The following is a 24,998-nucleotide window of genomic DNA, read 5'->3' as shown; positions in this document are numbered from 1 at the left end:
GCGGCGGGTGCACGTTCACACGGTGTTCGTCCCGCCGCCGTACGGGGCTGCCAGGCTGGCGCCATGGACAGGGGGCCGGAGGTGTTCGCGGGCGCGGCGTTCGCGCTGTTCGGGGGCGGGCTGCTGCTGTGGGCGGGGGTCTGCGCCCGCAGCGGGCAGCCGGTGGCGGTGGGGTACGGCCGGGTGGCCGGTGCGGTGACGGCGCTGCTGGCCGGGGTGGCGTTCCTGGCCCTGGGGTGCCGGCTGCTGGGTGCGCTCTGAGGAACAACTGCCCCTGTGGAAGCGGGTGTTCAGTTCCGGCCAGTTTCGGGGATTTCGGCTGGATGTGCGGCGGAGGGGGAACCTCCGCCTGCGGGGGCCCGTATTCCTGAGGGAAGGTCACCAACCGGCTCATTGGCCCATCAGTGAGGAATCCGACATGAATCGTGCACTGCGCTACGCCGCCGTCGGCATGGCCGCCGTCGCCCTGTTCGCCGGCGGCACGGCCGCCGCCTTCGCCGCGCCGGAGCAGGTCCACACGCCCGCCCCGGTCGTGGCCACCGCGCCCGCGAACGCGACGCTGACCGCCAAGGCCAGCGCGACGACGGTGAAGGCCTGGCAGGAGTTCCGGATCACCGGCATCGCCAAGGGCATCAAGGCGGGCAGCAAGGTCACCGTCCAGCAGAAGCAGGGCGCGAAGTGGGTCTCGCTGCCGGCCCAGGCACCGATCAACCACAGCGGCAGCTACGGGATCCGCGTCGAGCTCGGCATCAAGGGCCTCAACCACCTGCGGATCGCCTCCGGCAGCACGCTCTCCCCGGTGGTGCAGGTCACCGTCCGCTGACGCGGCGGGAAGGCCGGCCGTCAGCCGATGAGGTTGCGGGCGACCATCCACACCGCGGCGATGCCGAGGACCACGGCATTGCCGCGGGCCGTCAGCCTCATCGGCCGGCGCCGCCCGCGCAGCCCGGCGACCAGCCAGCGCCCCACGGCGTACGCGAAGGCCGGGACGCCGAGGACGAGCAGCACGGCGTTGTCGCCGAACGCGGTCGCCAGATCGCCGTGCATCAGGTCGTAGGCCATCCGCGTCCCGCCGCAGAACGGGCAGAGCAGACCGGTCAGCAGGCGGAAGGGGCAGGGGATGAGGAACTGCCCCGACTGGTGCGGGTCGGTGTGCCAGAGGTAGCCGGCGGCCAGGGCGCCGGTGCCCAGCGCCAGGGAGGCGGTGCGCAGGGTGCGCCGGCGGACGGCCGCGGGGTCGGCGCCGTGGGCCGCGGCCTCGATGCGCGGGCCCCCGGGGCCGCCGGGCGGTACGGGCCCGCCGGGCGGTGGCGGGCCGGTGGGCTCCGGAGGCACGTCGGCGCTCATATGCCGCTCACACGCTCAGCGACCTGGCGTAGTTGACCTGGTTCAGCACGAACATCACCTGCTCGCGGGAGTGCACCGGGACCATCGTGGCGTGATGCCGTCCGCCGCTGTTCACCGTGACCTGGACGAAGCCGCTCGTGGTGCGCTCCTTCATCAGCAGGAAGAGCAGCCCGAGGAAGCAGAAGACGAAGAAGACGACGGCCAGGACGATGGCGTGCGACGGGATCTTCTCCTCCGTGCGCGACATGTCGGTGGCCGTCCAGACCGCGCCCCTGAGGGGCAGCGGACCGACCGGCGTCATGATCGTGTCGCCGCTGACCGCTATGTCGCCGAGCGAGAGCACCATGCCGCCGGGCTGCGGCTGGCCCGGGAAGCCGCCGAGCGGGGGCGGCGGAGCGGCGGGCATGGGCGGCGGCGGGGCGGCCTGCGGGTAGCCGTAGCCGGGCTCGCCGGGGCGGCCGCCCTGGGGGTAGCCGTAGCCGGCGCCGGCGGGGCCGCCGCCCTCCGGGGTGGCGTACGGGCTCGGGCCGGGCGGGCCGGGCGGCTGTTCCGGGGGCGGGCCGGGGTACTGGTTCGCCATGGGTGGGTTCCCCCCGAGAGTGCGTGGTGACGGCGGCTCACCGGCTCACCCGGTGAGCCGTGCCGCGTCCATCCTGCCAGCCCGGTCACCTGCTGTATCAAGGCGATGACGGCAACCGGGCCCGCCGTGTGACCGTTTCCGCACCCGGGGTGCGCGCGGAGGGGCGAAGAGGGGCACCGGACGGTCACTCTGTGAGAGCGGGGGCAGGCCGGGACGGTGGTCGGCCGGCGTCGGACGGCCGGGCGGCGCGGGCCGCGGTGATCCACGGGGACGGGGACGGGGGCGCCGGTGAGCGGCCGGAGCGGTCGGGGCGGCACGAAGGCATGTAGTCGGGTTACCGTTCGAGTGGCGTTGCGGGGTTTTTCCGTTTGACACGGGGGCGGGAGGTACCGTCACACTCCGCAGCGTCAAGCGTCACCGCAGTGCACCTCGGGCGTCCGGCCCGGGAGCGTTCCCAGCGTCGACCGGAGAGAAGAGCCAAGTTGTCCCCGACCAGCGAGACCGCAGAGGGCGGCGGCCGCCGACTCGTCATCGTGGAGTCGCCTGCCAAGGCGAAGACGATCAAGGGCTACCTCGGCCCCGGCTATGTGGTCGAGGCCAGCGTCGGGCACATCCGCGACCTCCCCAACGGCGCGGCCGAGGTCCCGGCCAAGTACAAGGGTGAGTCCTGGGCCCGCCTCGGTGTGAACGTCGATGCCGACTTCCAGCCGATCTATGTGGTCAACGCGGACAAGAAGGACCAGGTCAAGAAGCTCAAGGCGCTGCTGGCCGAGTCCGACGAACTCTTCCTCGCCACCGATGAGGACCGCGAGGGCGAGGCCATCGCGTGGCACCTCCAGGAGATCCTCAAGCCGAAGGTCCCGGTCCACCGGATGGTCTTCCACGAGATCACCAAGGACGCCATCCGCGAGGCCGTCGCCAACCCCCGCGACCTGAACAAGAAGCTGGTCGACGCCCAGGAGACCCGCCGGATCCTCGACCGCCTCTACGGCTACGAGGTCTCCCCGGTGCTGTGGAAGAAGGTCATGCCCCGGCTGTCCGCGGGCCGGGTGCAGTCGGTGGCGACCCGGCTCGTCGTCGAGCGGGAGCGCGAGCGCATCGCCTTCCGCTCCGCCGAGTACTGGGACCTGACCGGCACCTTCTCCACCGGGCGGGCCGGCGACACCAGCGACCCGTCGACGCTGACCGCCCGTCTGAACACCGTCGACGGCCGCCGCGTCGCGCAGGGCCGCGACTTCGGCCCCAACGGGCAGCTGAAGAACGCCGACGTGCTCCACCTGGACGAGGCGAACGCCCGCGCGCTGGCCGCCGCCCTGGCGGACACCGCGTTCTCGGTGCGCTCGGTCGAGTCCAAGCCCTACCGCCGCTCGCCCTACGCGCCGTTCCGGACGACGACCCTCCAGCAGGAGGCCAGCCGCAAGCTCGGCTTCGGCGCCAAGGCCACCATGCAGGTCGCGCAGAAGCTGTACGAGAACGGCTTCATCACCTATATGCGTACGGACTCCACCACGCTCTCGGACACCGCGGTCGCCGCGGCCCGGGCGCAGGTGACGCAGCTGTACGGCGCCGGGTACCTCCCCGACAAGCCGCGCACGTACGCCGGCAAGGTCAAGAACGCGCAGGAGGCGCACGAGGCGATCCGCCCCTCCGGCGACCGCTTCCGCACGCCCGCCGAGACCGGGCTGACCGGCGACCAGTTCCGGCTCTACGAGCTGATCTGGAAGCGGACCGTCGCCTCCCAGATGAAGGACGCGACCGGTAACTCCGTCACCGTCAAGATCGGCGGCCGGGCCGCGGACGGGCGGGACGCCGAGTTCAGCGCGTCCGGCAAGACCATCACCTTCCACGGCTTCCTCAAGGCGTATGTGGAAGGGGCCGACGACCCCAACGCCGAGCTGGACGACCGCGAGCGGCGGCTGCCGCAGGTCGCCGAGGGCGACGCGTTGGCCGCCCAGGAGATCACCGCCGACGGCCACGCCACCAAGCCGCCCGCCCGCTACACCGAGGCCACCTTGGTCAAGGAGCTGGAGGAGCGGGAGATCGGCCGCCCGTCGACGTACGCGTCGATCATCGGCACGATCCTGGACCGCGGCTACGTCTTCAAGAAGGGCACCGCGCTCGTCCCGTCGTTCCTCTCCTTCGCGGTGGTCAACCTCCTGGAGAAGCACTTCGGCCGGCTCGTCGACTACGACTTCACCGCCAAGATGGAGGACGACCTCGACCGCATCGCCCGCGGTGAGGCGCAGGCCGTGCCGTGGCTGCGGCGCTTCTACTTCGGCGAGGGCCAGGGCGCGGGCGGCGCGGCGGATGCCGGGAACGGCGACGGCGACCACCTCGGCGGCCTGAAGGAGCTGGTCACGGACCTGGGCGCGATCGACGCCCGGGAGATCTCCTCGTTCCCGGTGGGCAACGGCGTCACGCTGCGGGTCGGCCGCTACGGCCCGTACGTCGAGCGCGGGGAGAAGGACGAGGAGGGCCACCAGCGGGCCGACGTCCCCGACGACCTGGCGCCCGACGAGCTGACCGTGGAGTACGCCGAGGAGCTGCTGGCCAAGCCGAGCGGCGACTACGAGCTGGGCATGGACCCGGTCTCCGGCCACCAGATCGTGGCGAAGGACGGCCGCTACGGCCCCTACGTCACCGAGGTGCTGCCCGAGGGCACCCCGAAGACCGGCAAGAACGCGGTCAAGCCGCGCACCGCCTCGCTCTTCAAGACGATGTCCCTGGACACCGTGACGCTCCAGGACGCGCTCCAGCTGATGTCGCTGCCGCGGGTGGTGGGCGCCGACGCCGAGGGCGTGGAGATCACCGCGCAGAACGGCCGCTACGGCCCGTACCTCAAGAAGGGCACCGACTCGCGTTCCCTGGAGCGTGAGGAGCAGCTCTTCACGATCACTCTCGACGAGGCGCTGGCGATCTACGCGCAGCCCAAGCAGCGCGGGCGGGCCGCCGCCAAGCCGCCGCTGAAGGAGCTGGGTACCGACCCGGTGAGCGGCAAGCCGGTGGTGGTCAAGGACGGCCGGTTCGGCGCGTATGTCACCGACGGCGAGACCAACGCGACGCTGCGGCGGGACGACGACGTCGAGACGATCACGCCGGAGCGCGGTTACGAGCTGCTGGCGGAGAAGCGCGCCAAGGGGCCGGCGAAGAAGACCGCCAAGAAGGCGGCGAAGAAGGCGCCGGCCAAGAAGACGGCCGCGAAGAAGACCGCGGCCAAGAAGACCGCGGCGACGAAGACGGCGGCCAAGAAGACCACCGCCAAGAAGACCGCGGCCAAGAAGACGGCGGCCAAGAACGAGGAGTGAGCCGGTCCCGGGCCGGTGTGGTCCGGGGCGGTCCGGCGCGGAACGTGGGCGGGCAGGCGGGCGGATGCGCTCCGCCGGCCCGCCCACGTATCCGCCCATCTGTTCGGGCGGGCGCCCGGTGGAGTGCCGTGTCCCGATAGGCTGGCGAGATGACGCGTACCGAGCAGCCAACGGTCGTGACCCCCACGTCAGACGCCCTCGCAGCCGATTCCCGCGAGCGTGCGGTACGAGCCCTGCTGCGCTTCCCCCCGCTGAAGCGACTGTGGAGTGCCCAGCTCGTAGGGGGTGTCGGCGATGCCCTGTCCTTGCTTGTCCTGGTGCTCCTCGGCCTTCAGGCGGCGCAATACGTGCCGTTGGGCGGCCAGGCCGTGTTCGGCGGTGGCTACCGTGGCGCCGCCCTCGCGGTCACCGCCGTCTTCGGCGTCCGGGTCCTGGCGACGCTCCTCTTCGGAGCCGTCCTGCTGGGGCCGCTGTCCGCGCTCACGGCGCCCGACGGGCCGCTGGACCGCCGCTGGACGATGATCGCCGCGGACGGACTGCGGATCGCACTGCTGGTCATCGCCCCCCTGTGGATCGACTGGACGCCCACCAGCGCCCTGGCCTGGCTGCTGGTGACGGTCTTCGTCACCGGCGTCGCCGAGCGCTTTTGGACCGTGGCCCGGGAGAGCGCCGCGCCGGCCCTGCTGCCCGCGCCCCCGCCGGAGGGCGCCGCCATCCGGCCGCTGCCCGACAACCTGGACGCGCTGCGCCGGCTGTCGCTGCGCACCGGCTTCGTCGCCGTGCCGCTCGCGGCCGCCGCCCTGCTGGTGTGTGCGCTGATCGGGAAGCTGCTGGGGATCGGCGTCGAGTGGTTCCACCTGCACCAGGCGGCCCTCGGCTCGTATCTGGCGGCCGGACTGTTCGCCGCGTCCGTCTCGATCCTCTACTTCATCGCGCTGCCCGGTGGGCAGACGCCGCGGCCGCGCTCGCCCCTGGAGGGCCTGCGCCGCCCGAAGATCACCTCGGCCGCGGCCGAACGGGGCCGCACCGGCGCCCTTCCGCTGCTGGTGCTGGCCTGCGCCGCGGTGGCCGCCGCGATCGCCGCGGCCGCCTCGCTCGTCGTCCTGCACGCGGTCGACCTGGGCGCCGGACCGGCCGGCTACGCACTGCTGGTGCTCGCGCTCAGCGGCGGCACGGCCCTGGGCATCCGCAGCGCCCGCAAGGTGCTGCCCGGATTCTCCCGGCGTCGGCTGCTCGCCCTGGCGGTGGCCGTCACGGGTCTGCTGCTGCTGGCCATGGGGCTGGTCCCGGACACCACCACGGTGCTGCTGCTCGCGCTGCTCGCCGGCGTCAGCGCCGGCATCGCCGCCAACACGGGCCACGCCCTGCTGGACCTGGAGACCGAGGAGTCCCGCAGCGCCCGGACGACCGAGCACCTCCAGGCCGTCGTCCGGCTCGCCATCGGGGTGGCCGCGATCGTCGCGCCCCTGCTGGCCGCGGTGATCGGCCCGCACCATCTGGGCGGCGGCGCCTTCGTCTTCGCGCACGGCGGCGCCGCGTACACCCTGATGCTGGTCGGCGCGCTGCTGCTGCCGGTCGCCGCGTGGGTGCTGGGCAAGACCGACGACCGGCAGGGCGTCCCGCTGCGGCACGACCTCCAGGAGGCGGTGCGCGGCGGGGACCCGGCGCAGGCAACGGCGACCACCGGGTTCTTCATCGCCCTGGAGGGCGGCGACGGGGCCGGGAAGTCCACCCAGGTCGAGGCGCTGGCGGAGTGGATCCGCGGCAAGGGCCACGAGGTCGTGGTGACCCGGGAGCCGGGTGCCACGGCGATCGGCAAGCGACTGCGCTCGATCATCCTGGACGTGTCCACGTCCGGGCTGTCCGACCGCGCCGAGGCGCTGATGTTCGCCGCCGACCGCGCCGAGCACATCGACAGCGTCGTCCGCCCCGCGCTGGAGCGCGGCGCGGTGGTGATCACCGACCGCTACATCGACTCGTCCGTGGCCTACCAGGGCGCGGGCCGCAACCTCGCGCCCACGGAGATCGCCCGGATCAACCGCTGGGCGACGGTCGGCCTGGTCCCGCACCTGACCGTGCTGCTGGACATCGCCCCGGAGGCGGCCCGCGAGCGGTTCACCGAGGCGCCGGACCGCATGGAGTCCGAGCCCGCCGCGTTCCACCAGCGGGTCCGGGCCGGCTTCCTGGCCCTGGCCGCCGCCGACCCCGCGCGCTATCTGGTCGTCGACGCGGCCCAGGAGCCGGCGGACATCACCACCGTCGTCCGCCACCGGCTGGACCAGGTGCTGCCGCTGTCCGAGGCCGAGGTCAAGGCCCAGGAGGAGGCCCGCAAGCGCGCCGAGGAGGAGGCCCGCCGCAAGGCCGAGGAGGAGGCCGCGCGCAAGGCGGAGGAGGAGCGCCGGGAGCGCGAGCTCGAGGAGCAGCTCGCCAAGCTGCGCGCCGAGGAAGAGGAGCGCAAGCGGCGGGAGGCCGAGGAGGCCAAGGCCCGGGAGGCCGCCCGCCAGGCCGAGGAGGCCCGCAAGCGCGCCGAGGAGGCCCGCCGGGCCGCCGAGGAGGAGCGCCGCCGCCGCGAGGCGGAGGAGAAGGCCCGCAAGGACGAGCAGGAGCGGCTGCGCCAGCTGCACGAGGAGCAGGCGCGGCTGCGCCAGGAGGCCGAGGAGCGGCGCCTGGAGAAGCAGCGCAAGGCCGAGGAGGCGCTGCTGCGCGCCGAGGAGGCCCGGATCGCGGCGGCCGCGGAGACGGCGGCGGCCGAGGCCCGGGCCCGTACGGAGTCGGCCGCGGCGGCCGACGCGCCGACCGCCGAGACGGATGTGACGCAGCTGCGGAAGCGGATGGCCACGGAGGGCGGTGCCGATTCCGGTGACGCGGGCTCCGGCAGGGGCTCCGCCGGCGACCCGGACAGCGAGCGGACGACGGCGCTGCCGCGGCCCGAGGCGGAGAGCGCGCACGGCCCGGCGGACGAGACCGCGGTCCTGCCGTCCGTACGGGACGAGGCCCGGGGCGGCCACCAGGCAGGCGGCGCGGACTCCGAGGAGACCACCGTCCTGCCGTCCGTCCGGGAGGGCCATGCGGGAGACCGGGTGCCGCCGTGGATGTTCGCCGAGGAGCAGGGCGCGGGCGGGAACGCCGGAGCGGCCGAGCACGGCGTCGAGCGGACCCGGGAGCTTCCGCAGGTCGATCCGGAGACCGGCCGCCCCGCGGAGCCCCCGCGGCGCAGCCGTCCCCGTCCGGAGTGGGCCGAGGAGACCCCGCTGGACGACCTGCCGACGCTCGCCGACGAGCTCCTGGGCCGGCAGGCGGACGAGGACACCGACCACGGGACGGGCGGCAAGGGCCGCCGCCGGGGCCGGCGCGACTGACCGGACCGGCTCCGAAGTCCCGGCATGAACGGCCGTGGCCGCAGCGCGCGAGCGCCGCGGCCACGGCCGTTCTCCGTTCGTCGTCACGGGCGCCCGGCGCGGGTTGTCAGTGGGGTGCACGACAATGGGTGGGGCGCGGGTCAGGACGGCCGGGTCGGGACGGCCGAGCCACCGCCGCACGGTCCGCGGACGCGTGCGGCGCCCCGGGCAGCACCGGCGGAACGGACAGGACGGCAGCAGCGATGGCGGTATGGGACGACGTGGTCGGCCAGGAGCGGGTGACGGAGCAGCTCGCCGCGGCCGCACGCGATGCGCACGCCCTCGTGGCCGCGGAGGCCGCCACGCAGGAGTCGCGGCCCGATGAGCCGCAGGGGGAGGCCGCGGAGCGGAGCGGCGCCTCCCAGATGACGCACGCCTGGCTGTTCACCGGCCCGCCCGGGTCCGGCCGGGCCACCGCCGCCCGCGCCTTCGCGGCCGCCCTCCAGTGCTCCGACGCCTCGCTCGCCCTCGACGCCGGCCGTACACCCGGCTGCGGCTTCTGCGACGGCTGCCACACCACCCTGGTCGGCACCCACGCCGACGTCGAGATCGTCCGCACCGACCTGCTCTCCATCGGCGTGAAGGAGACCCGCGACCTGGTCCGCCGGGCCTCGCTCTCCCCGGCCGGCGGCCGCTGGCAGGTGATCGTCCTGGAGGACGCCGACCGCCTCACCGAGGGCGCGGGCAACGTGCTCCTCAAGGCCGTCGAGGAGCCCGCCCCCCGCACGGTCTGGCTCCTCTGCGCCCCCTCCATCGAGGACGTCCTGCCCACGATCCGCTCCCGTTGCCGCCATCTGTCGCTGCGCACGCCCCCGATCGGCGCGGTCGCCGACGTCCTCGTACGGCGCGACGGCATCGACCCGGAGACCGCCGACCGCGCCGCCCGCGCCACCCAGGGGCACATCGACCGGGCCCGCCGGCTCGCCACCGACGAGCGGGCCCGGGCCCGCCGCGCCGCCGTCCTGAAGCTCCCCCTCCGCATCGACGACATCGGCGGCTGCCTCAAGGCCGCCCAGGAGCTGATCGACGCCGCCGGCGAGGACGCCAAGCAGGTCGCCGAGGAGGTCGACGCCAAGGAGACCGAGGAGCTGCGGGCCGCCCTCGGCGCCGCGGCCGGCACCGGCGGCCGGCTGCCCCGCGGCACCGCGGGCGCCATGAAGGAGCTCCAGGACAGGCAGAAGCGCCGCGCCACCCGCACCCAGCGCGACAGCCTCGACCTCGCCCTGGTCGACCTCACCGGCTTCTACCGCGACGTCCTCGCCGTCCAGATGGCCGCCGGTGTCCCGCTCGCCAACGACGAGGTCCGCGACAGCGTCCAGCGCATCGCCGGCACCTCCACCCCCGAGCGCACCCTGCGCCGCATAGAAGCGGTGATCGCCTGCCGGGAGGCCCTGTCGCGCAACGTCGCCCCCCTGCTCGCCGTCGAGGCCATGACCGTCGCCCTCCGGGCCGGCTGACGGGGCTGCCCCGGCCTCCTGGCGGGTTTTGCTCGGCCGGGCCGACCGCGCGCCGCTCCGCCCGCCGTCCTGCTCCCCCTCGTGACGTCCGGTCGCCCGATCACCGCGCACACACCGTTCATCTCTGGATACGCTCCGTTGGTGACCTCGAACCGCCCAGCCGGGGCCGGGGAGCCAGGAGCCTCACCCGCCGAGGCGCCGCCACCAGGAACGACCGTCACGCCGGCCACCACCGGGACCATCTCCACCCGGGACCGACACCGAGGGACCGCCATGCCGCCCAGCCGCCTGTTCCGCTCGACCACCGCCGCCGCGGCCGCTGCGACCGCGGCCCTCGCCCTGATGATCTCCGGCTGCTCGTCGGGCGGCCCGTCCCCTGGCGGTGCTGCCCCGGGCCGTTCGACGGAGGCCGGCGCCGGGCTCCCGGCGTCCGACGGCTCGCCCCTGGAGCCGCTTCCCGCCGTCGTCCCGACTGCTCTTCGCCCGTACTACGACCAGCGGCTGAGCTGGCACGACTGCGGTGTGGCCGGCTTCCAGTGCGCGACGATGAAGGCGCCCCTGGACTACGACAAGCCCGACCCGGGCACCGACCTGAAGCTGGCGGTGGCCCGCAAGAAGGCCACCGGCCCCGGCCCCCGGATCGGCTCCCTCCTGGTCAATCCGGGCGGCCCCGGCGGTTCGGCGATCGACTACCTCCAGCAGTACGCGCCCCAGCCGGCCGCGGTCCGCGCGCGGTACGACATGGTCGCGATGGACCCGCGCGGCGTGGCCCGCAGCGAACCGGTCGAGTGCCTCACCGACCGCCAGATGGACCACTTCACCCAGATCGACACCACCCCCGACACCCCCGCCGAGGTCGGCAAGCTCGTCACCGCCTACCGCAACTTCGCCGAGGGCTGCGAGGCCCGCTCCGGCAAGCTGCTGCCGCACGTCTCCACCATCGAGGCGGCCCGCGACATGGACATCCTGCGCGCGGTCCTCGGCGACCAGAAGCTGACGTATGTCGGCGCCTCCTACGGCACCTTCCTCGGCGCGACCTACGCCGGCCTCTTCCCGACCCGTTCCGGTCGCCTGGTCCTCGACGGTGCGACGGACCCGTCGCTGGACTCCCGCACCGTCAACCTCGAACAGACCGCCGGCTTCAACACCGCCTTCACCGCGTTCGCCACGGACTGCGTGAAGAGGCAGGACTGCCCGCTCGGCACCAAGAGCGCCGCGGACGCCGGTCGGCAGCTCTCCGCCCTCTTCAAGAAGCTGGACACCCACCCGGTGCCCACCGGCCAGGACCGCAAGCTCACCGAGTCCCTGGCCACCACCGGCGTCATCGCCGCCATGTACGACGAGGGTGCCTGGTCCCTGCTGCGCACCGCCATCGCCCAGGCCAAGGACGGCAACGGCCGTGCCCTGCTCGCCCTGTCGGACAGCTACTACGAGCGCAGCGCCTCGGGCCACTACGCGAACCAGATGTACGCCAACCCGGCCGTCAACTGCCTCGACCTCCCCGCGCCCTTCACCAGCCCCGACCAGGTCCGCGCCGCCCTGCCGGCCTTCCGCAAGGCATCCCCGGTCTTCGGCGACAACTTCGCCTGGAACGCCCTGAACTGCGCCTACTGGCCGGTCAAGCCCACCGGCACGGCCCGCCGCATCCCGGCCAAGGGCGCCGCCCCGATCGTGGTCGTCGGCACCACCCGCGACCCGGCCACCCCGTACGCCTGGGCCAAGGGGCTGGCCGCCCAGCTCTCCAGCGCCACCCTCCTCACCTACGTCGGCGACGGCCACACCGCCTACGGCCGCGGCAGCGACTGCATCGACACCGCCATCAACACCTTCCTCCTCGAAGGCACCCCACCCGCCAAGAACAAGCGCTGCACCTGACCCACACCCCATATCGGTCTATTCCGCCCACTCCGCCCGCCTCACCCGCCCCCACCAGGGCCCCCTCCGGAACCGAGTACAGAGCACCCCCTGCTCCTGTGTAGACTGGGCCGCGCACCACGCCGCCTTAGCTCAGTTGGCCAGAGCAACGCACTCGTAATGCGTAGGTCTCGGGTTCGAATCCCGAAGGCGGCTCACCTGAAACCCCAGGTCATGTACTGCGTGACCTGGGGTTTTGCGTTGCTCGGGGTGTGACGCGTCACACGGCCGGGGCGCCGTGGGATGACTTGCGTGAGCGGAGGGAGCCGGTGGCCTACTTCTTGGGCGGTTTCTTACGAAGTGCGGCAGCCTGTACGTCCGGCCGCGTCGAACAGGTTGATGACCACCGTTGCCGAGACGACTGCGGTCGAGGCCATCGCTGACCTCCTTCATTGGCTTCGGGTGCATGGCCATGACGCGGACGAGGTCCCGCGACCGGGCCCAGTTGCGCTTCGATGCGGAGGCAGAGCGTATTGCGAAGTGAGCGACTTGACGCTCCGGGCTGCGCTCTACCGACTTTCGGAGCTGTTGGGGCAGTTCCTCTGGCTCCGAAGCCGGGAGAGCGGCACGTGTCGGATCACCATCGGCGCCATTGCGGATGATTCGACGTCACTGCCCCAGGACGCCCTCGAAGTACCCGAGTCGAGGGTCGTCGGGGGTACCGACGAGCAGGGCGCGGTCGAGCAGGATGTTGTTGTGCTCACAACTCGTCTCCGGCAGCATCACGCAGGCGTGGCAGGCCGCCAGGTTGATTCCGCCGGCACCGGACGCCTCGGTCTCCATACAGAGCGGGTCCGAGGAACACCACTCGGCACGGCGGACGGCCGAACGCACCGTACGACCGAGAGTCTCTGGTTCACCTTGGGCGACCAGACCACCCAGGCTGCCCGCCGAGTCGCTCGTCGCCGTGTAGACGAGTACCCCGGCCATGTCGTCGGCGGCGTACAGGCGCTCGCGAAGGGCCGCGGCCGGGTAACCCGCCTCCAGACTCCACTCGTTGATGAGGACGTGGGCCAGCGTGTGCAGCAGCACCATGCGAGGGGTTGCGGGGGAGGGGACGGCCCTGCTCGGGTCATCGGCCCGCTGCTCGAGCACCCGCTGGTGGGCGGTACGCATCCGCTCGACTCGGGCTGCCACCGCCACGCTCTTTTCCCAGGCGCCGAGTCGGTCCTCGTCCAATCGGAGGAAGACTCCCTCGCCCCGCACCTCCATGGCCGGGAGCCAGCGCAGGGGACGTTCCGACAGCGGCATCTCCGTGGAGTCGATGGCCGACTCGGCGTCGACGAGCCGGGTGAACGCCTTCAGGGCGCGCACCTCGCGAAGCTTCTTGACCAGCATCGGGCCGGTGACGCCGAGCGGGTCGAGCACGCTCTGGTCGCCCAGCGGGGCCTCACAGACGAACTGCTCGCTGCGGGAGTGCTCGCTCTCGTCGTTGCCCGCGCGGAGACGCTCGTACTCCTTGTTGCGCAGCGCGCGGTAGCGGTGGTCGAAGGTGGGGGCCGTCTCGCTGTCGGAGTCCTCCTCGCGCTCCGCGTCGAGGAGCGCCATCACCTCGTCCAGCGGTACCGGGCACTTTCCCTTGAAAGCACCTTTGAGATAGATCTCGACTTGCTCGCGTGCGTCGTACTCACGGAGCGCTGCCCAGTGTTCGGCGAGCGGATCCGAGCGGCCGTCGCTCCACGGCGGGATGGAGAGCGCCGACTTCAGCACCGGCTGCCACAAGGCCGACGAACCTCGCTGAAGTGTGCGCAGAGGGAGTCCGCACTCCTGAGCGGGGACGGACGAACCGAGCCACGGGCGGGTTCCTTGACACTTGAGGCCCAGATCCTTGAGCGCACTCCTGCGGAAGGAACCCTCCATCGACACCTCGGGAGCCTGCCCACAGGCGCAGGAGACGAGAATGGAGCGGAGTGAGGATGTGCGCCCGGACGTGCGTATCTTGAGCTTCCCACCGCACTGTGCCGCCCTCGTGGCACCACGGTCCGTGGAGCGGTGCACCCACTGCCAGTACGGGAACTCGCCCAGGTGGCCGGCCTCGCAGGCGACGACGAAACGGGAGGGGACCAGGTCGACCTCGCACGTGCCGCAGACGCTTCGCCCGGCAGGCGCGTTGAAGTCGCGGTGCCGTTGCAGGTCGTTGCACTCGGGGCAGAAGTGCATCAAGGGGAATCGTCGGACCCGGAGACCGTCCTTGCTGGTGTCGTCGGAAGCGGGCGGCGGCCGGAAGTAGTCGACGTCGAGCACTCGGGCCAGGCGCCGTTCGTGGATCCTTGGGGACTCATCATGGCTCCAGCTCTGCTCGGCCTCGTCGAGTCCCGAGACGATGAAGGACTCGTGGTCGACGGCGATGAGCGACCCGACGCCGTACGTGGTGATCGCCTGGGCGCGGCGGACCGCACCACGCCGCGGAAGGTTGTGGGCGGGCGCGGCGCCGTTCGCGCCGGTCCGGCGACGGCGGGTGCGGGGTGGGGTCATCGGGTTCCCTCCATGAACAGGGCGGTCTCGGCGTCGACGTCGCGCAGGCTCCACAACGTGGACCATGCCTCGGCATCCTGTGACTCGTCGTCGTACGCCTTCAGGAGCGAAGGGGTACGACTGCCCCTCTGAGGCTCGAACAGCAGGCCGTTGTGGATGTCGGCCTCGGTGCACCACCACTCGACGAACTCGTCGAAGGCCTGCGACACGGCTCCGGTCTCCTCCCTGGTGACCGCCTCCACGCGCCCCAGGAGGATCGACTTGATACGCCCCCGGAGCACGTGTTCGTACGACTCGACCTGGCCGGCACCCTCATTGGGTCGAGCGGCCGGGATCATGATGCGGGCGAGGGCGACGATCACCGCGTGCAGGCCTCGGTCGCGGGCCCGGGCGGAGAACGGGGTGATGGAGGTGGACTCGACCTCGCGGTACAGGGCGGAGTGGAAATGCTGGAAGCTCTCGTAGTGGGAACGGTCCCGGGATCGGGTCGAGTTGAGCATGACCGCGACCAGCCCGGGGTGCGCGCGGCCGACCCGACTGGTGGCCTGGATGTACTCGGCGGTCGTCTGCGGCTGGCCCATCACGGCCATGAGACCGAGACGATCCACGTCCACGCCGACCGCGATCATGTTGGTGGCCAGGAGGACGTCCACGACGTCATCGCCGGGCAGCCGCTTCTCGATGCCCTTGAGGCGGGTGGGGATCTCGCTGGCGTCGATACGACTCGTCAGCTCCGAATAGTTGGCGACCGAGCGGACTTCCACCCCCTCGCGCTCGGCGAGCATCTCCAGATAGGCCACCACGTCGTCATGGACCTGGAGTTCGGCCGCGGACAGCAGCCGGAGGCTGTTGAAGTAGCCGACGAGGCTCCAGTACGCGTCGCGCACCTCGTCCTCCGTCTTCGCCTGCTGGGCCCGGTGTAGCAGGGTGGCGTACGTGCGGATCAGGAGGGTGGACTGGCTGGTGCCGGGGGCCAGGAGGCCGACGTAGCGGCGGCTCGCCTTTTCCTCGCGCGGGGTCTCCACGGCGAACCACGAGTCGCGGGCGTCCAGACCGGCGGGCGGGAACTGCCGCACTCCGCGGGCGAAGAGGTGGCGGCCCTGATCGGCGGCGCGACGGATGGTCGCCGTGGAGGCGATCACCTTGGGCCGGTCGGCGAGTGCGTCCACGGCGGTCTCGTAGAGGCCGGTGAGCGTACCCAACGGGCCGGAGATCAAGTGGAGTTCGTCCTGGACGATCAGCTCTGGGGGAGGGGTGCCGCCCTCCGAGGCGTCGTCGCGGTTGAAGAGCGCGGAGGTCGCCGGGCGCCATGGCATCGACGCGAACTTGTCGACAGTGGCGATCACCAGGGTCGGCCGTGCGTCGTACACCGCCTCATCGACCAGATGGACGGGCAGGCCGTCGGTGAAGTCGCAGTCCGCGCCGGGGCATCGGACATGCATCCGCTTGGCTTCCTCGTCGGCTTCGTAGTTCCGTGCGTCGAGGCGGGTCCCGCACCAGGGGCAGGCGTGTAGCTGGACGGGATTCTCGGTGGCGAGGCGCTTGTCGAGATTCCTTTGCAGCTCATCGAGCTTCAGGCCTGCCACGGCCAGCGTGTTGGGGGTGGCCGAACGCCCCACCCACATGCCGACGGAGAACTCCTCATGGCCCAACTCGGGCGTCCGGCGCCGCATGCGCTCCATGGCACAGAGCAGGATCGCCGCGCGCTCGAACTGCTGGAGGGTGAGCAACCGCAGCGTGTAGCGCATGAGGACGGTGACACCGCCACCGCCCGCACCCTTGCGGATCCGACGCAGGAACGACGTGAAGGCGATCAGCCCGAGGTAGGCCTCCGTCTTGCCACCACCGGTGGGGAACCACAACAGGTCGGAGATCTGCCGGTCGTGGTGCTCGCGGTCGTCGATGCCGGCCAGGCAGAGCAGCACGAATGCGATCTGAAAGGGGCGCCAGTGGCCGGCGGCCGGGTCGGGAGCCCCGACGCGTCCGTCCTTCACCCACTTGCTGCGGGCCCGCTGGTCTGCCATGGCGCGGTTCGCGAGACGGAACGCGTGCATGAGATCGGGTTTGGTCCGCAGCAGCTCGATGCCCTCACGTATTCGGTCGAGCGCCTCGCGGCAGGCCGTCACCTGGTCCCGCGCGGGCGTCTCGTGGGGACCGCTCGTCAGAGCGTCCGCCTCGGCCGACTTGCTGTCGATCCAGTACTCGTAACCCGTGGCGAGACCTTCCAGAGCGGCCAGGACCTCGGCATCGGACTGCTCGGCCAGCCCCAGCATGGACAGCGCCGAACTGTCGATCTCCGGGTTGGAGTCGGTGAGCAGCACCTCCACGCTGGGCACGAACTGACTCCGCACCTCGGGGACGGCGGGCGTTTCGGTTTCGGTCATACCGATCGGCTGCGGAGTCCAGTCCCACTCGGCGGCGCAACCGTGGCCGACCGCGAAGGTCGGGGCGTGGCGGTGCAGCAACCGACTCGTGGCGATCTCCGGGTCATGGCCGGCCGCCGGGGCGGGACGCTCGACGAACGCGGTGGAGCCGTCGGCGGCCCGGACCGTCAGACCGCACTGGAACAGGGAGAAGGCGTCCTGGAGGTCCCATTCTCCGACCTTCTGAGTGTTGATCAACGTGACCGTGACCGTGACCGTGCCGGTGTTCGGATCGAGACGCCGGACGTTGACGTGCAACGAGGCTTCCGGGGCGAGTTCGATCGTCATCTTCGGATCGGGCTCGGTCACGTCGATGGTCCGGTCGGGGAGGGCGAGTTCCTTGCGCAGCCACCGCTCCCGCTGGTCGGCGGTGGTACGAGCCTCGGCACGGCGGGCCGGGACGCGCCTGCCGTCGGCGTCGGTGGGCTCGTAGACGGCCGCGCGGGCCGAGACCACGATCGAACTGCTTATGGTCGGGCTGACCGCGAAGGTGAGACCCATCGAGGAGGGGCGCCTGTCCCCCGAGGCGCCGACCTCCTGCGCGGTGCCGGACTCCTCGACGTCGTCGCGGGTGAGCAGAGGGGCGGCGTCCAGACCCTGCTGTTCTCCGGCGCCGTCGTCCTGCTGCTCCTTCGCGGCCCTGTCCGCGGCACGCGGATACAGCACGCCGGTCAGGTACCGGTCGATCGGGGCGTCCTGGGTGAGCACCTCGCCCCGATCGTCCGGCACGGCGTCCTCGGCGGGGCCGAGGAGCTCACGGCGGAGTCCCACGAGGAGTTCCTCGTCCCGGACCCGGTAGTGCTCGGAGTGTCGGCCTGCCACCTGCGTCATGCGTGTTGCTCCTCGTAGCTGTCAGCTCTCCGGTACCGGCCGATGCCGGTGATTCGAGGGGCGATCCACACGCCTCGCTCCCCGAGACCGGCGTTGGCGCCGGCGGCGGTGCTGCCCGTCACGGTTTCCAGGGTGTCGATCCGCAAGCCGTGGATCTCGTCGGGCCACCAAGGGTCCCAGGTGCGGTTCACCTTCTGCACCTGGAACAACTCCTCGCGAAACCTCCGCGACGCCTCGCCGATCTCCCGCCCTGCGTGCACCAGGACGTACGGCGGGCTCTCCGCCTCGCCCATCGGCAGGTCGTGGCGCCTGCGCAGCAGCACCTCCTGGCCGGGACGGACCTGTTCCAGGAGATACACCTGGGTGGTGGCGGCGTCGGTCTCCTGGCCGGGCGGGTCGTCCCGGCTCACGTCGCCCCGCTCGGCGACGATCCCGTACCTGTCGTACGAGCGCCACGATCCGAGGTAGCGACGGCCGTTGCGTTGATTCCCCGCCCTTCTGAAGAGCGGCAGTTCGGAAAGGGCCACGTGGTACAGGTCCTGGCGGGCACGTGTCATCGCCACGTAGAGCGCGCGGGCCTCGGCGGGCAGGTCCAGCTCGTCCTGGTACCGCTTGTGAAGTTCGGCGAGGGTCGGTGGTGTCAGGACGATCACCCGGTCGAACTCCAGGCCCTTGGCCCGGTGCACCGTCGAGACGACGATGCGGGCCGTCTCCGGGTCGGCCGCCTCGTCGGGGAATCCGCCCTGGGCGACCGCCCGGCGCAACCGATCCAGATCGAGCACACTGCGTCCCGCTCCGCGCGCGGCTCGACGCAGCACCGTCCACAGGGCGGCGTCGGGTTCGTACGGGAAAGGGATTTCCGCGAGGAGTGTACGAAACCGGTCCTCGGTGAGGACGTTCGCCTCCGTGCGGCGCAGCAACTCGGCCACCCAGTACGGCACCGGGCGCTCCTCCAACGGGCGCCGCAGCCGGTGATCGATGCCATGTGCGTGCAGCAGGTCGGAGACCACGAGTGCCTGCTGGTTGTCACGGGTGAGGACGGCGCAAGTGTCGGAGAGTTCCTGCAGGCTGGTCAGGGTGAGCTCATCGTCCAGGCCGCCTATGCCGTTCGCCGGATCCAGGAGGAGGTCGCGCAGTTCGTCGTAGAGCGTTCCCGCCCCGTCCGGATCGCTCAGTTGCTGGAGACGGGGGCCGAGCGCCAGTGCGACTCGGGCCTCGGTGGTCGTGGCCCGGAAGTTCCGGGTGAGGTGCAGCTCCACCAAGTCGTCGGGGTAGGAGCAGCGCAGCCAGTCGAAGAACCGACCGGTCTCGTCGGTGCGTTCGCTCAGGTCCTCGATCTGGAAGCCGTACACGGACTGGGCCGCATCGCCGACGATGGTGAAACCGCAACTGTCCTGGTACCGGTCGAGAAGTGCCTCCACCAACTCGCGGCGCCCACCCAGCAGGTCCTGCACTTCGTCGATCACGACATGGGCGGGTGGGACCGCGTCCCCGACGTCCAGCGCGCCCTTCTCGATCGCGCGGGTCGCAGCGGAGATCCGCTCGTCGAAGCCGACCGCTCCCCACTCGTCGTCCGGATGCGCCTGGAGGAGCACCTCGTAGGCCCACGCGTCGAACGTACGGGCGCGTACTCGGTGGGCTCGTTCCCCGTGCCGGGAGATCCGTTCGCGCAGCTCCCGGGCGGCGGCCCGGGAGAAGGTGAGCACCAGGATCTCGGCGGCCTCCAGAGCCTGCTCGGGGTCCTCGTGACCGCACAGCGCGTCGAGCCGGCGTACCAACGTGTGGGTCTTTCCGGCACCAGCGCCCGCCGTGACCAGGACACGAGCGTCCCAGGGCTGTTCGACCACGGCCAGCTGCTCTTCGGTGAGCGGGGGGCTGTCCTGGTAGACGTCGGTCACTTCCGGCTCCAGAGGTGCTCGAACTGAGTGAAGGCGAGGTGCGTGTCGAAGTTGGCGATGTTGTCGCTGACGTTGAGGATCAGGCAGCTGTCCTTGCCACCGTTCAGTGGCCCGCGCAGTCCGCGACCGATCATCTGCTGGTACACGTTGGTGCTGTAGACCGGTCGGGCCACGACCACGGCACGAGTGGCCGGAGCGTCGAATCCCTGGGAGAGAACACCGTAGTTGGTGAGGACCCGGATGCGTCCGCTTCGGAAGTTCTCGATGCGATTGCGACGGTCCTGCGTGCTGGTCGTCGAGTCCACGGCGGCGGATGGGACACTCTGGTCGTTGAGCATGGCTGCCAGATATTTGGCGTGGTCGACGGAGGTGGCGAAGAGCAACGTCGGCCAGTCGTCCGGAAGTTCCGCCACCGAATTGACGATGCGTCGACTGCGTGCGTGGTCGTCGGCGAGCCGTTGTTCGGCGGAGCGGGAGAGCATGGCCATGCGATCGGCGTGTGTCTTCTCGTCCCGTGTGAGTTCGATACGACCGCCCTCGAGGGTGCGGTGCTCGACCTGGGCGAGCATCCCCCAGCCCTGGAGGTCGCGATACGGGTCGCCCGACGGGAAGACTCCTTCGTCGAGTCGCCGATTGCCGAAGCGGCTGACCAGGCGGCGGGTCTCCTCTTCGTTGGTGTTCCGGAACGGGGTGGCGGTCAGGCCGAGCAGATGCCGGCCGGTCTCGTACTGGGTGAGTCCCAACTGGCCGAGGATTTCGGTGTACCGCTTGGAGATGGCGGTGTGCGCCTCGTCCGCGATCACCAGTGCGGCCTGGCGCAGCCAGGTGTACTGGTCGGTGCCCAGGCACCGCTCCAGCTTGGCGTCGGTGGCGACCACCAGGTGTGGGTGGTCGACGACGTTCCCGACCTCGTTGGTGCTCCACAGTCGACTGATCGTCAGTGGCCGTTCGGCGCCGACCTTGCTCCAGACGAACTTCCAGCTCTGGACGGCCTGTTCGCACAACTCCTCGGTCTGCGCGATCCATAGCAGCGGACCCTTGGGGTCGCCGACCCGTTTCACCCAGCGGATCACGGCCTCGGCGGTGACCCGGGTCTTGCCGGCACCGGTCGGCAGCGACAACATGCCGCGCTGGGGTGCCAGTCGGTCGAGCATGGTGGAGATGTTCCGTACCAGGTCCTCCTGGTACTCGTGGAGGCTCGGGAAGTCTCGAGGGCCCTCGACGGTCTCGAACGGGGGCGGAGACGGGGTCCTCGAACCGGCGAACGCGACAGGCAGCCTCAGTTCCGAGACGAACGCGATGGCCGCTGACGAACCTCCGTATGCGACCGGGGCGTTGGGGAAGCGTGCCTGGATGTCCCGGGCATGCTGCTGGAGCACTCCGTCACCGTGCGCGTTGAACGCCATCTGCGCGATCCGGCGCCCGGACGGCTCGACGCCATCGGTCGCCTGCAGTTCGGCCTCCATCAATCCTTCGGGGAGGCCGGTCCGGAGCGCGTCGGCACCGATCAGCAGCTCGATCTTGGCCACCACGTCCGCGGCCTCGCGCACGGCCTTCTGCGCCGCCTTCGTCTCGCTGTCCCGAGCCATACGGTCCTGGTGCTCCAGCACCGCACGGCAACCGGCTGCGCCGAGGCCCAGGCCGAGTTCGCGGTCGATCAGGCGCAGCATCGGCTCGGGGTCCAGAGGAACTCGGACCTTGACGGTGCTGTCCTGGCGCACGGCGTCCAGGGGCGAGGCGTGCGTGCCGTTAGGTGTACGGGTGACCTCTTCCAGTTCGCTGCACCGTTGCACCATGCTGTTCCGGTTCCCGCTGTTCAGACGCTGCCGCAGGGCAGGGAACAGCTCGACCAGCGGCACGGGGTCGCCCTCCGGTACTTCACGCGTCTCCAGGCTGATCACGTCGGCGTAGCGGAGCATGCCCCACTTCTCGATCATCAGCTCGGCGTCGTCGGCGGACGGTACGAGCAGCGCCGGGAGCTGCTCGGCGCGCAGCGCCTGGTACTGAGCGGCTCCGACGGCGACGGTGATCTCACCGTCGGGCCGGGCTCCCCAGGCGTCGCCGATCCTGCAACGGGTCAGGGAGTCCTCGGGGAAGTCCGCACCGAACCGGGTCAGCATCACGTAGGTTGCGCCCACGAAGGAGTCGTCCTCGCTGCGGGTCACTTCGTCGAGGAGCGTGTCCCATTGGTCGGCGGGAACATCGTCGACGGTGGTCGGGAGTCGCAGCCTGCGGGCCTTCTCAGGAGAGATGTCGGCGACCGGCAGCACGTCCCGGTAGTCGGCGAGCTGGGGTCCGACGGCCTCCTTGAGCGACTTGATCCCCTGGGAGGTGGCGATCGTGCCGAACTTCCTCAGCATCCATCGGATCGGCGAGGGCACGGCCTGTCGGGTGTTGGTCTGTGCGCCGATCTGGCGCGTCCAGTTGTCCACCACGGCGTCGTCGGGCAGCACTTTCAGGAAGGCGGCGCGGGATTCCTCGGAGAGGGCGCGGAAGAGGTGGAGCGGGCCGCCGATCGCGGCGCCCTCGACCTTCATCCGGTTCAGTGCAGGGCGCGGGGCGCGACTGTCCAGGCCGCGCAGGTAGGCGGCGTGGAGGGCTTCGCGGTACTCCACGAACCACGCTTCGTCCTCCTGAGGGCGGACCCCACCGGACGGCCGTTCCCGCAGGCCGACCTGCGGGAAGAAGGGGGTGTCGTCGGAGTGGAACTCCGTGTCGACAGCGATGCTCGGGTCGCGCTTCGCATCGGCCACGACACCCGGCAGCATGCAGTCCTCGACCGGCCGGAACCGACCGTCGGCGGTTCGCACCCGGAGCGTCGAGCGCGGAGTGGGCACTCTCTCCAGGACTTTGTGGGCCAGCCGACGCACCCCCGCCTGACGGAACAGCTCCCAGAACCGCTCCCAGTCCGCGTCGCCGTAGTGGCCGAAGCCCTGATCGAGGACGCTGACGAACCGGCCCTCGACATCGGCCTCCCGGATGCCCAGGACGTTGAGCGCGTGAGCCAGCGATGGGTCCTGGGCGAGCTCGTCGACCACGTACACCAGGGCCTCGCGTAGGCCGCCCTGGTCGGCACGGCAGAACACCTTGCCGTGCACGGGGGCGACAAGACCGTGCTCCTCGGTGAGCACGATGTGGGCCTTGCGAGCCTCCTCGGCATAGGGAGAGCGGTTCTCGATCATGTCCGCGAGGATGCGAACGGCTGTCGCCGACGCCTCGGGGGTGCCGCTCTCGACCAGAGCCTCCAGCCATTCCCGGACATCAGTCCGCTCATGTCCGGCCGCGCTGATGATGTGCTCGACCTTTCCGGAGCGCAGGGCGTCCGCCTCGGCACTCGGATGAAGCCAGTTCGAGGGGCGCCCGGGGCACTCATGCCACATCCGCAGCCAACTGGACAGTTTTTTCAGGTCCCTGTCGAGGCGCGGGTGGATCCTCAGCGCCGTCGGGATGCGCAGGACGCCGTCCTGGTCGGGCAGCGACGGACGGTCCGCGATGCGGGCCCAGATCTCCCGGGTCAGGAACTCGTCGGCCCAGCTGATCGCCTCCTTGACTCGGCCGGGCAGCAGGGGGAGATAGGCGGCAGGGTCCTCCTCGGGTGCCAGGGCAGGGAGGGAGTCGACGACCAGCTTCGCCGACACCCGGATCATCTCCTGGTTGAAGGGAGAGGAGTCGAGGAGATTCTGGCGGTCCTCGTTCGTCTTCCAGGCGCCGTTGAGGATGCCGCTCAGCGACATCTCGTACTTGGTCGGGAAGAAGGACCAGAACTTGCCGCGTCCGCGCGATCGCGGGCTGACGTACAGACCGCTCTCCGGGTCCTTCTCCAGGGCGGGGACGCCCCAGGCGAGGTCGAGCGAGAGCCGGTCGTGCAGTTCTCCGGCGTCCGCGCGGGCGCTCGGACTGGGGTCGTGGGTGGTGGTGAACACGCGCCACCGATCGGTGGCGACGGCCTTCCCGGTCCGCTCCTCGACCACGGTGTGCAGGTCGCCGGTCTGCTGGGCAGTCAGTGTCCGACGGGCCATGGGCCGTGGCCGGCGGTCCTCCAGCACGACCTTCGCGACGTGCGGCGAGAAGAGCTGGAAGCCGACCGGGAATTCCTCGCGGGGCTCGCCGTGGTCCTTGGCACGTCCGCCGTGCATGTCCCGGCCCAGCCGGTCGTCCGCCTTCGGGAGCAGGGGCAGACGAACGACGGTGGTGGCCCAGTTCAGCAGCTCGTTCAGGACGTGATCGGAAGCGCGCTCGGCCTGCACGTCCAGAGGTCGGGCCATCCGCAGCACGGGGGCGTCGAACTCCGGGCCGTAGCGCGCCGTCACGCCGGGCACGGCCCTGATCTGCTCGTACGACCAGGCGCGGGCGAATCCGAAGCTTCCGGTGCTGCTGAAGAATTCCGGTGCGTCGGTCACCACGAGAACCGATTTGACGCCCACCCCGAAACGCCCGATCTGGCCGCCACGCTTCTTCGACATGCTCATTCGGAGAATTGTCTCCGCGCCTTCCGGGGTCACCGGATTACCCTCGTTCGCGCAGTACAAGTGGGTTTCCGTGAGGACGACGTGAACTCGCCCGTTCGGCTCGCCGGCCATTTCATCTGCCGCGTTCTGAACGAGCTCGAAAAGCTGGCGATCGCCATATCCGCCCTGGGTGATACGGCGCTCACCATTGGCGTGCTCGGCTACGAGACCGGGGTCCACGGCGTAAGTCTGCAGGACACGCGAGGACTGTTCGAGAACGGTTTGAACAATCGAAGAGGACGATGACGGCACTGCTTCTGCACTCCTGGGTGTCAAGATCCGGACGAAAAGGCGAACGGCGGGCCGGCCACCGGCTCGTCGGCCGGCCCGCGTTCGTCGTGGCGCTGGGCGTTGTTTTCCACAGTGCCTTCGTGAAGCGAAGGGTTCACGGTGAAGTCGCCGGTTGTTGCGAGACCGAGACTTCGGGCCCGTGACGTGCTGAATCAGGCCGGGGGAGCGGCCTCGTCCGGAACGTTCGGCAGCCCCTGGGCCACCTTCGCCAGGACGGGGAAGCTGTTGGTGAAAGCCTCCTCGGACAGGTCGTGTTCGTGAAGAATCCCCAGAACCTCGACCGTGCTTTCTGCTGTCTTAATTGTCAGCTCGAATGCGCTCGACTCCCGAAGTGAGTCCAACGATTCACTGTCCTGCTCATTCATCCGGTATACCCCTGTCGGGTCGCATCCTGCAGCTGCACAGGGGTGTATTCGGGCACACGTCCCCCGTGTGAAACGAAATAGATAAGTCGACGCCCTGGGTGAGACTTCCTTCCCTCAAATTAAGTTAGCGGATGGAAGTCTCGTGCAACCAGTCCTTTTCGGAAGGCTTTTCCTGTGGGGCTCCGTGGAGGTGTCGGTTGGGCATG

Annotated in this window: 13 protein-coding genes and 1 tRNA gene; 7 read left to right on the top strand and 7 right to left on the bottom strand. The window is 70.9% G+C overall.

The genetic code is table 11. The features are described from left to right. Positions 1-63: 63 nt before the first annotated feature. Together ACIQE0_RS08310 and ACIQE0_RS08305 are read left to right on the top strand one after the other, a co-directional pair. Positions 64-261, top strand: coding sequence for a hypothetical protein (locus tag ACIQE0_RS08310; protein WP_366331413.1), 198 nt, complete (start codon positions 64-66; stop codon positions 259-261). A 157-nt stretch (positions 262-418) separates the two neighbouring features. Continuing rightward, a complete protein-coding gene (locus tag ACIQE0_RS08305; RefSeq protein WP_402329953.1) occupies positions 419-823 on the top strand; it encodes a hypothetical protein in 405 nt (134 codons plus the stop codon). A gap of 20 nt (positions 824-843) precedes the next feature. On the opposite strand, the gene ACIQE0_RS08300 is transcribed toward ACIQE0_RS08305, so the two are convergent. Then, a complete protein-coding gene (locus ACIQE0_RS08300) occupies positions 844-1,347 on the bottom strand; it encodes a DUF2752 domain-containing protein (RefSeq protein WP_402329951.1) in 504 nt (167 codons plus the stop codon). 7 nt (positions 1,348-1,354) lie between these two features. Continuing rightward, positions 1,355-1,927, bottom strand: coding sequence for a hypothetical protein (locus tag ACIQE0_RS08295; protein ID WP_402329949.1), 573 nt, complete (start codon positions 1,925-1,927; stop codon positions 1,355-1,357). Between the two features lie 482 nt (positions 1,928-2,409). Between ACIQE0_RS08295 and topA the strand changes: the two genes are divergently transcribed. From topA to ACIQE0_RS08270, 5 genes are all read left to right on the top strand, one after another. Then, a complete protein-coding gene (gene topA / locus ACIQE0_RS08290) occupies positions 2,410-5,232 on the top strand; it encodes a type I DNA topoisomerase (protein ID WP_366331416.1) in 2,823 nt (940 codons plus the stop codon). 149 nt (positions 5,233-5,381) lie between these two features. Continuing rightward, positions 5,382-8,591 (top strand): dTMP kinase, encoded by a 3,210-nt coding sequence (gene tmk, locus ACIQE0_RS08285; RefSeq protein WP_402329947.1) that lies wholly within the window; start codon positions 5,382-5,384, stop codon positions 8,589-8,591. Positions 8,592-8,833: 242 nt separating this feature from the next. Continuing rightward, entirely contained in the window at positions 8,834-10,087 is a 1,254-nt protein-coding gene (locus ACIQE0_RS08280) for a DNA polymerase III subunit delta' (protein ID WP_402329945.1), read from the top strand. A 273-nt stretch (positions 10,088-10,360) separates the two neighbouring features. After that, positions 10,361-11,962 (top strand): alpha/beta hydrolase, encoded by a 1,602-nt coding sequence (locus tag ACIQE0_RS08275; RefSeq protein ID WP_402329943.1) that lies wholly within the window; start codon positions 10,361-10,363, stop codon positions 11,960-11,962. A 121-nt stretch (positions 11,963-12,083) separates the two neighbouring features. Beyond that, positions 12,084-12,157, top strand: a tRNA-Thr gene (locus tag ACIQE0_RS08270). 453 nt (positions 12,158-12,610) lie between these two features. Here ACIQE0_RS08270 and drmB read toward each other — a convergent pair. From drmB to ACIQE0_RS08245, 5 genes are all read right to left on the bottom strand, one after another. Beyond that, positions 12,611-14,476, bottom strand: a complete 1,866-nt coding sequence (drmB, locus tag ACIQE0_RS08265) for a DrmB family protein (RefSeq protein WP_402329942.1) — start codon at positions 14,474-14,476, stop codon at positions 12,611-12,613. Continuing rightward, the gene (locus ACIQE0_RS08260) at positions 14,473-17,730 is read right to left on the bottom strand and encodes a helicase-related protein (RefSeq protein ID WP_402329940.1); all 3,258 of its coding nucleotides are present in this window, start codon (positions 17,728-17,730) and stop codon (positions 14,473-14,475) included. Before ACIQE0_RS08260 ends, drmB begins: the two co-directional genes overlap by 4 nt. Continuing rightward, positions 17,727-19,628, bottom strand: coding sequence for a UvrD-helicase domain-containing protein (locus ACIQE0_RS08255; protein WP_402329938.1), 1,902 nt, complete (start codon positions 19,626-19,628; stop codon positions 17,727-17,729). Before ACIQE0_RS08255 ends, ACIQE0_RS08260 begins: the two co-directional genes overlap by 4 nt. Further along, positions 19,625-24,388: a DEAD/DEAH box helicase gene (locus ACIQE0_RS08250; protein ID WP_402329936.1), complete on the bottom strand. Its 4,764-nt coding sequence runs from the start codon at positions 24,386-24,388 to the stop codon at positions 19,625-19,627. Before ACIQE0_RS08250 ends, ACIQE0_RS08255 begins: the two co-directional genes overlap by 4 nt. A gap of 191 nt (positions 24,389-24,579) precedes the next feature. Next, entirely contained in the window at positions 24,580-24,792 is a 213-nt protein-coding gene (locus tag ACIQE0_RS08245; RefSeq protein ID WP_402329935.1) for a hypothetical protein, read from the bottom strand. Positions 24,793-24,998 lie beyond the last annotated feature (206 nt).

The organism is Streptomyces sp. NPDC093097 (assembly GCF_044754325.1).
Taxonomy (GTDB): Bacteria; Actinomycetota; Actinomycetes; order Streptomycetales; family Streptomycetaceae; genus Streptomyces.
Note: the sequence above shows the minus strand (reverse complement) of the source record. Positions and strands in the feature narration are given on the sequence as shown.

Coding starts and splice junctions, on each gene's coding strand:
- ACIQE0_RS08300 (WP_402329951.1), bottom strand. CDS start 1,347: ATGAGCGCCGACGTGCCTCCGGAGCCCACCGGCCCGCCACCGCCCGGC.
- ACIQE0_RS08295 (WP_402329949.1), bottom strand. CDS start 1,927: ATGGCGAACCAGTACCCCGGCCCGCCCCCGGAACAGCCGCCCGGCCCG.
- tmk (WP_402329947.1), top strand. CDS start 5,382: ATGACGCGTACCGAGCAGCCAACGGTCGTGACCCCCACGTCAGACGCC.
- ACIQE0_RS08280 (WP_402329945.1), top strand. CDS start 8,834: ATGGCGGTATGGGACGACGTGGTCGGCCAGGAGCGGGTGACGGAGCAG.
- drmB (WP_402329942.1), bottom strand. CDS start 14,476: ATGACCCCACCCCGCACCCGCCGTCGCCGGACCGGCGCGAACGGCGCC.
- ACIQE0_RS08305 (WP_402329953.1), top strand. CDS start 419: ATGAATCGTGCACTGCGCTACGCCGCCGTCGGCATGGCCGCCGTCGCC.
- ACIQE0_RS08310 (WP_366331413.1), top strand. CDS start 64: ATGGACAGGGGGCCGGAGGTGTTCGCGGGCGCGGCGTTCGCGCTGTTC.
- ACIQE0_RS08275 (WP_402329943.1), top strand. CDS start 10,361: ATGCCGCCCAGCCGCCTGTTCCGCTCGACCACCGCCGCCGCGGCCGCT.
- ACIQE0_RS08260 (WP_402329940.1), bottom strand. CDS start 17,730: ATGACGCAGGTGGCAGGCCGACACTCCGAGCACTACCGGGTCCGGGAC.
- ACIQE0_RS08245 (WP_402329935.1), bottom strand. CDS start 24,792: ATGAATGAGCAGGACAGTGAATCGTTGGACTCACTTCGGGAGTCGAGC.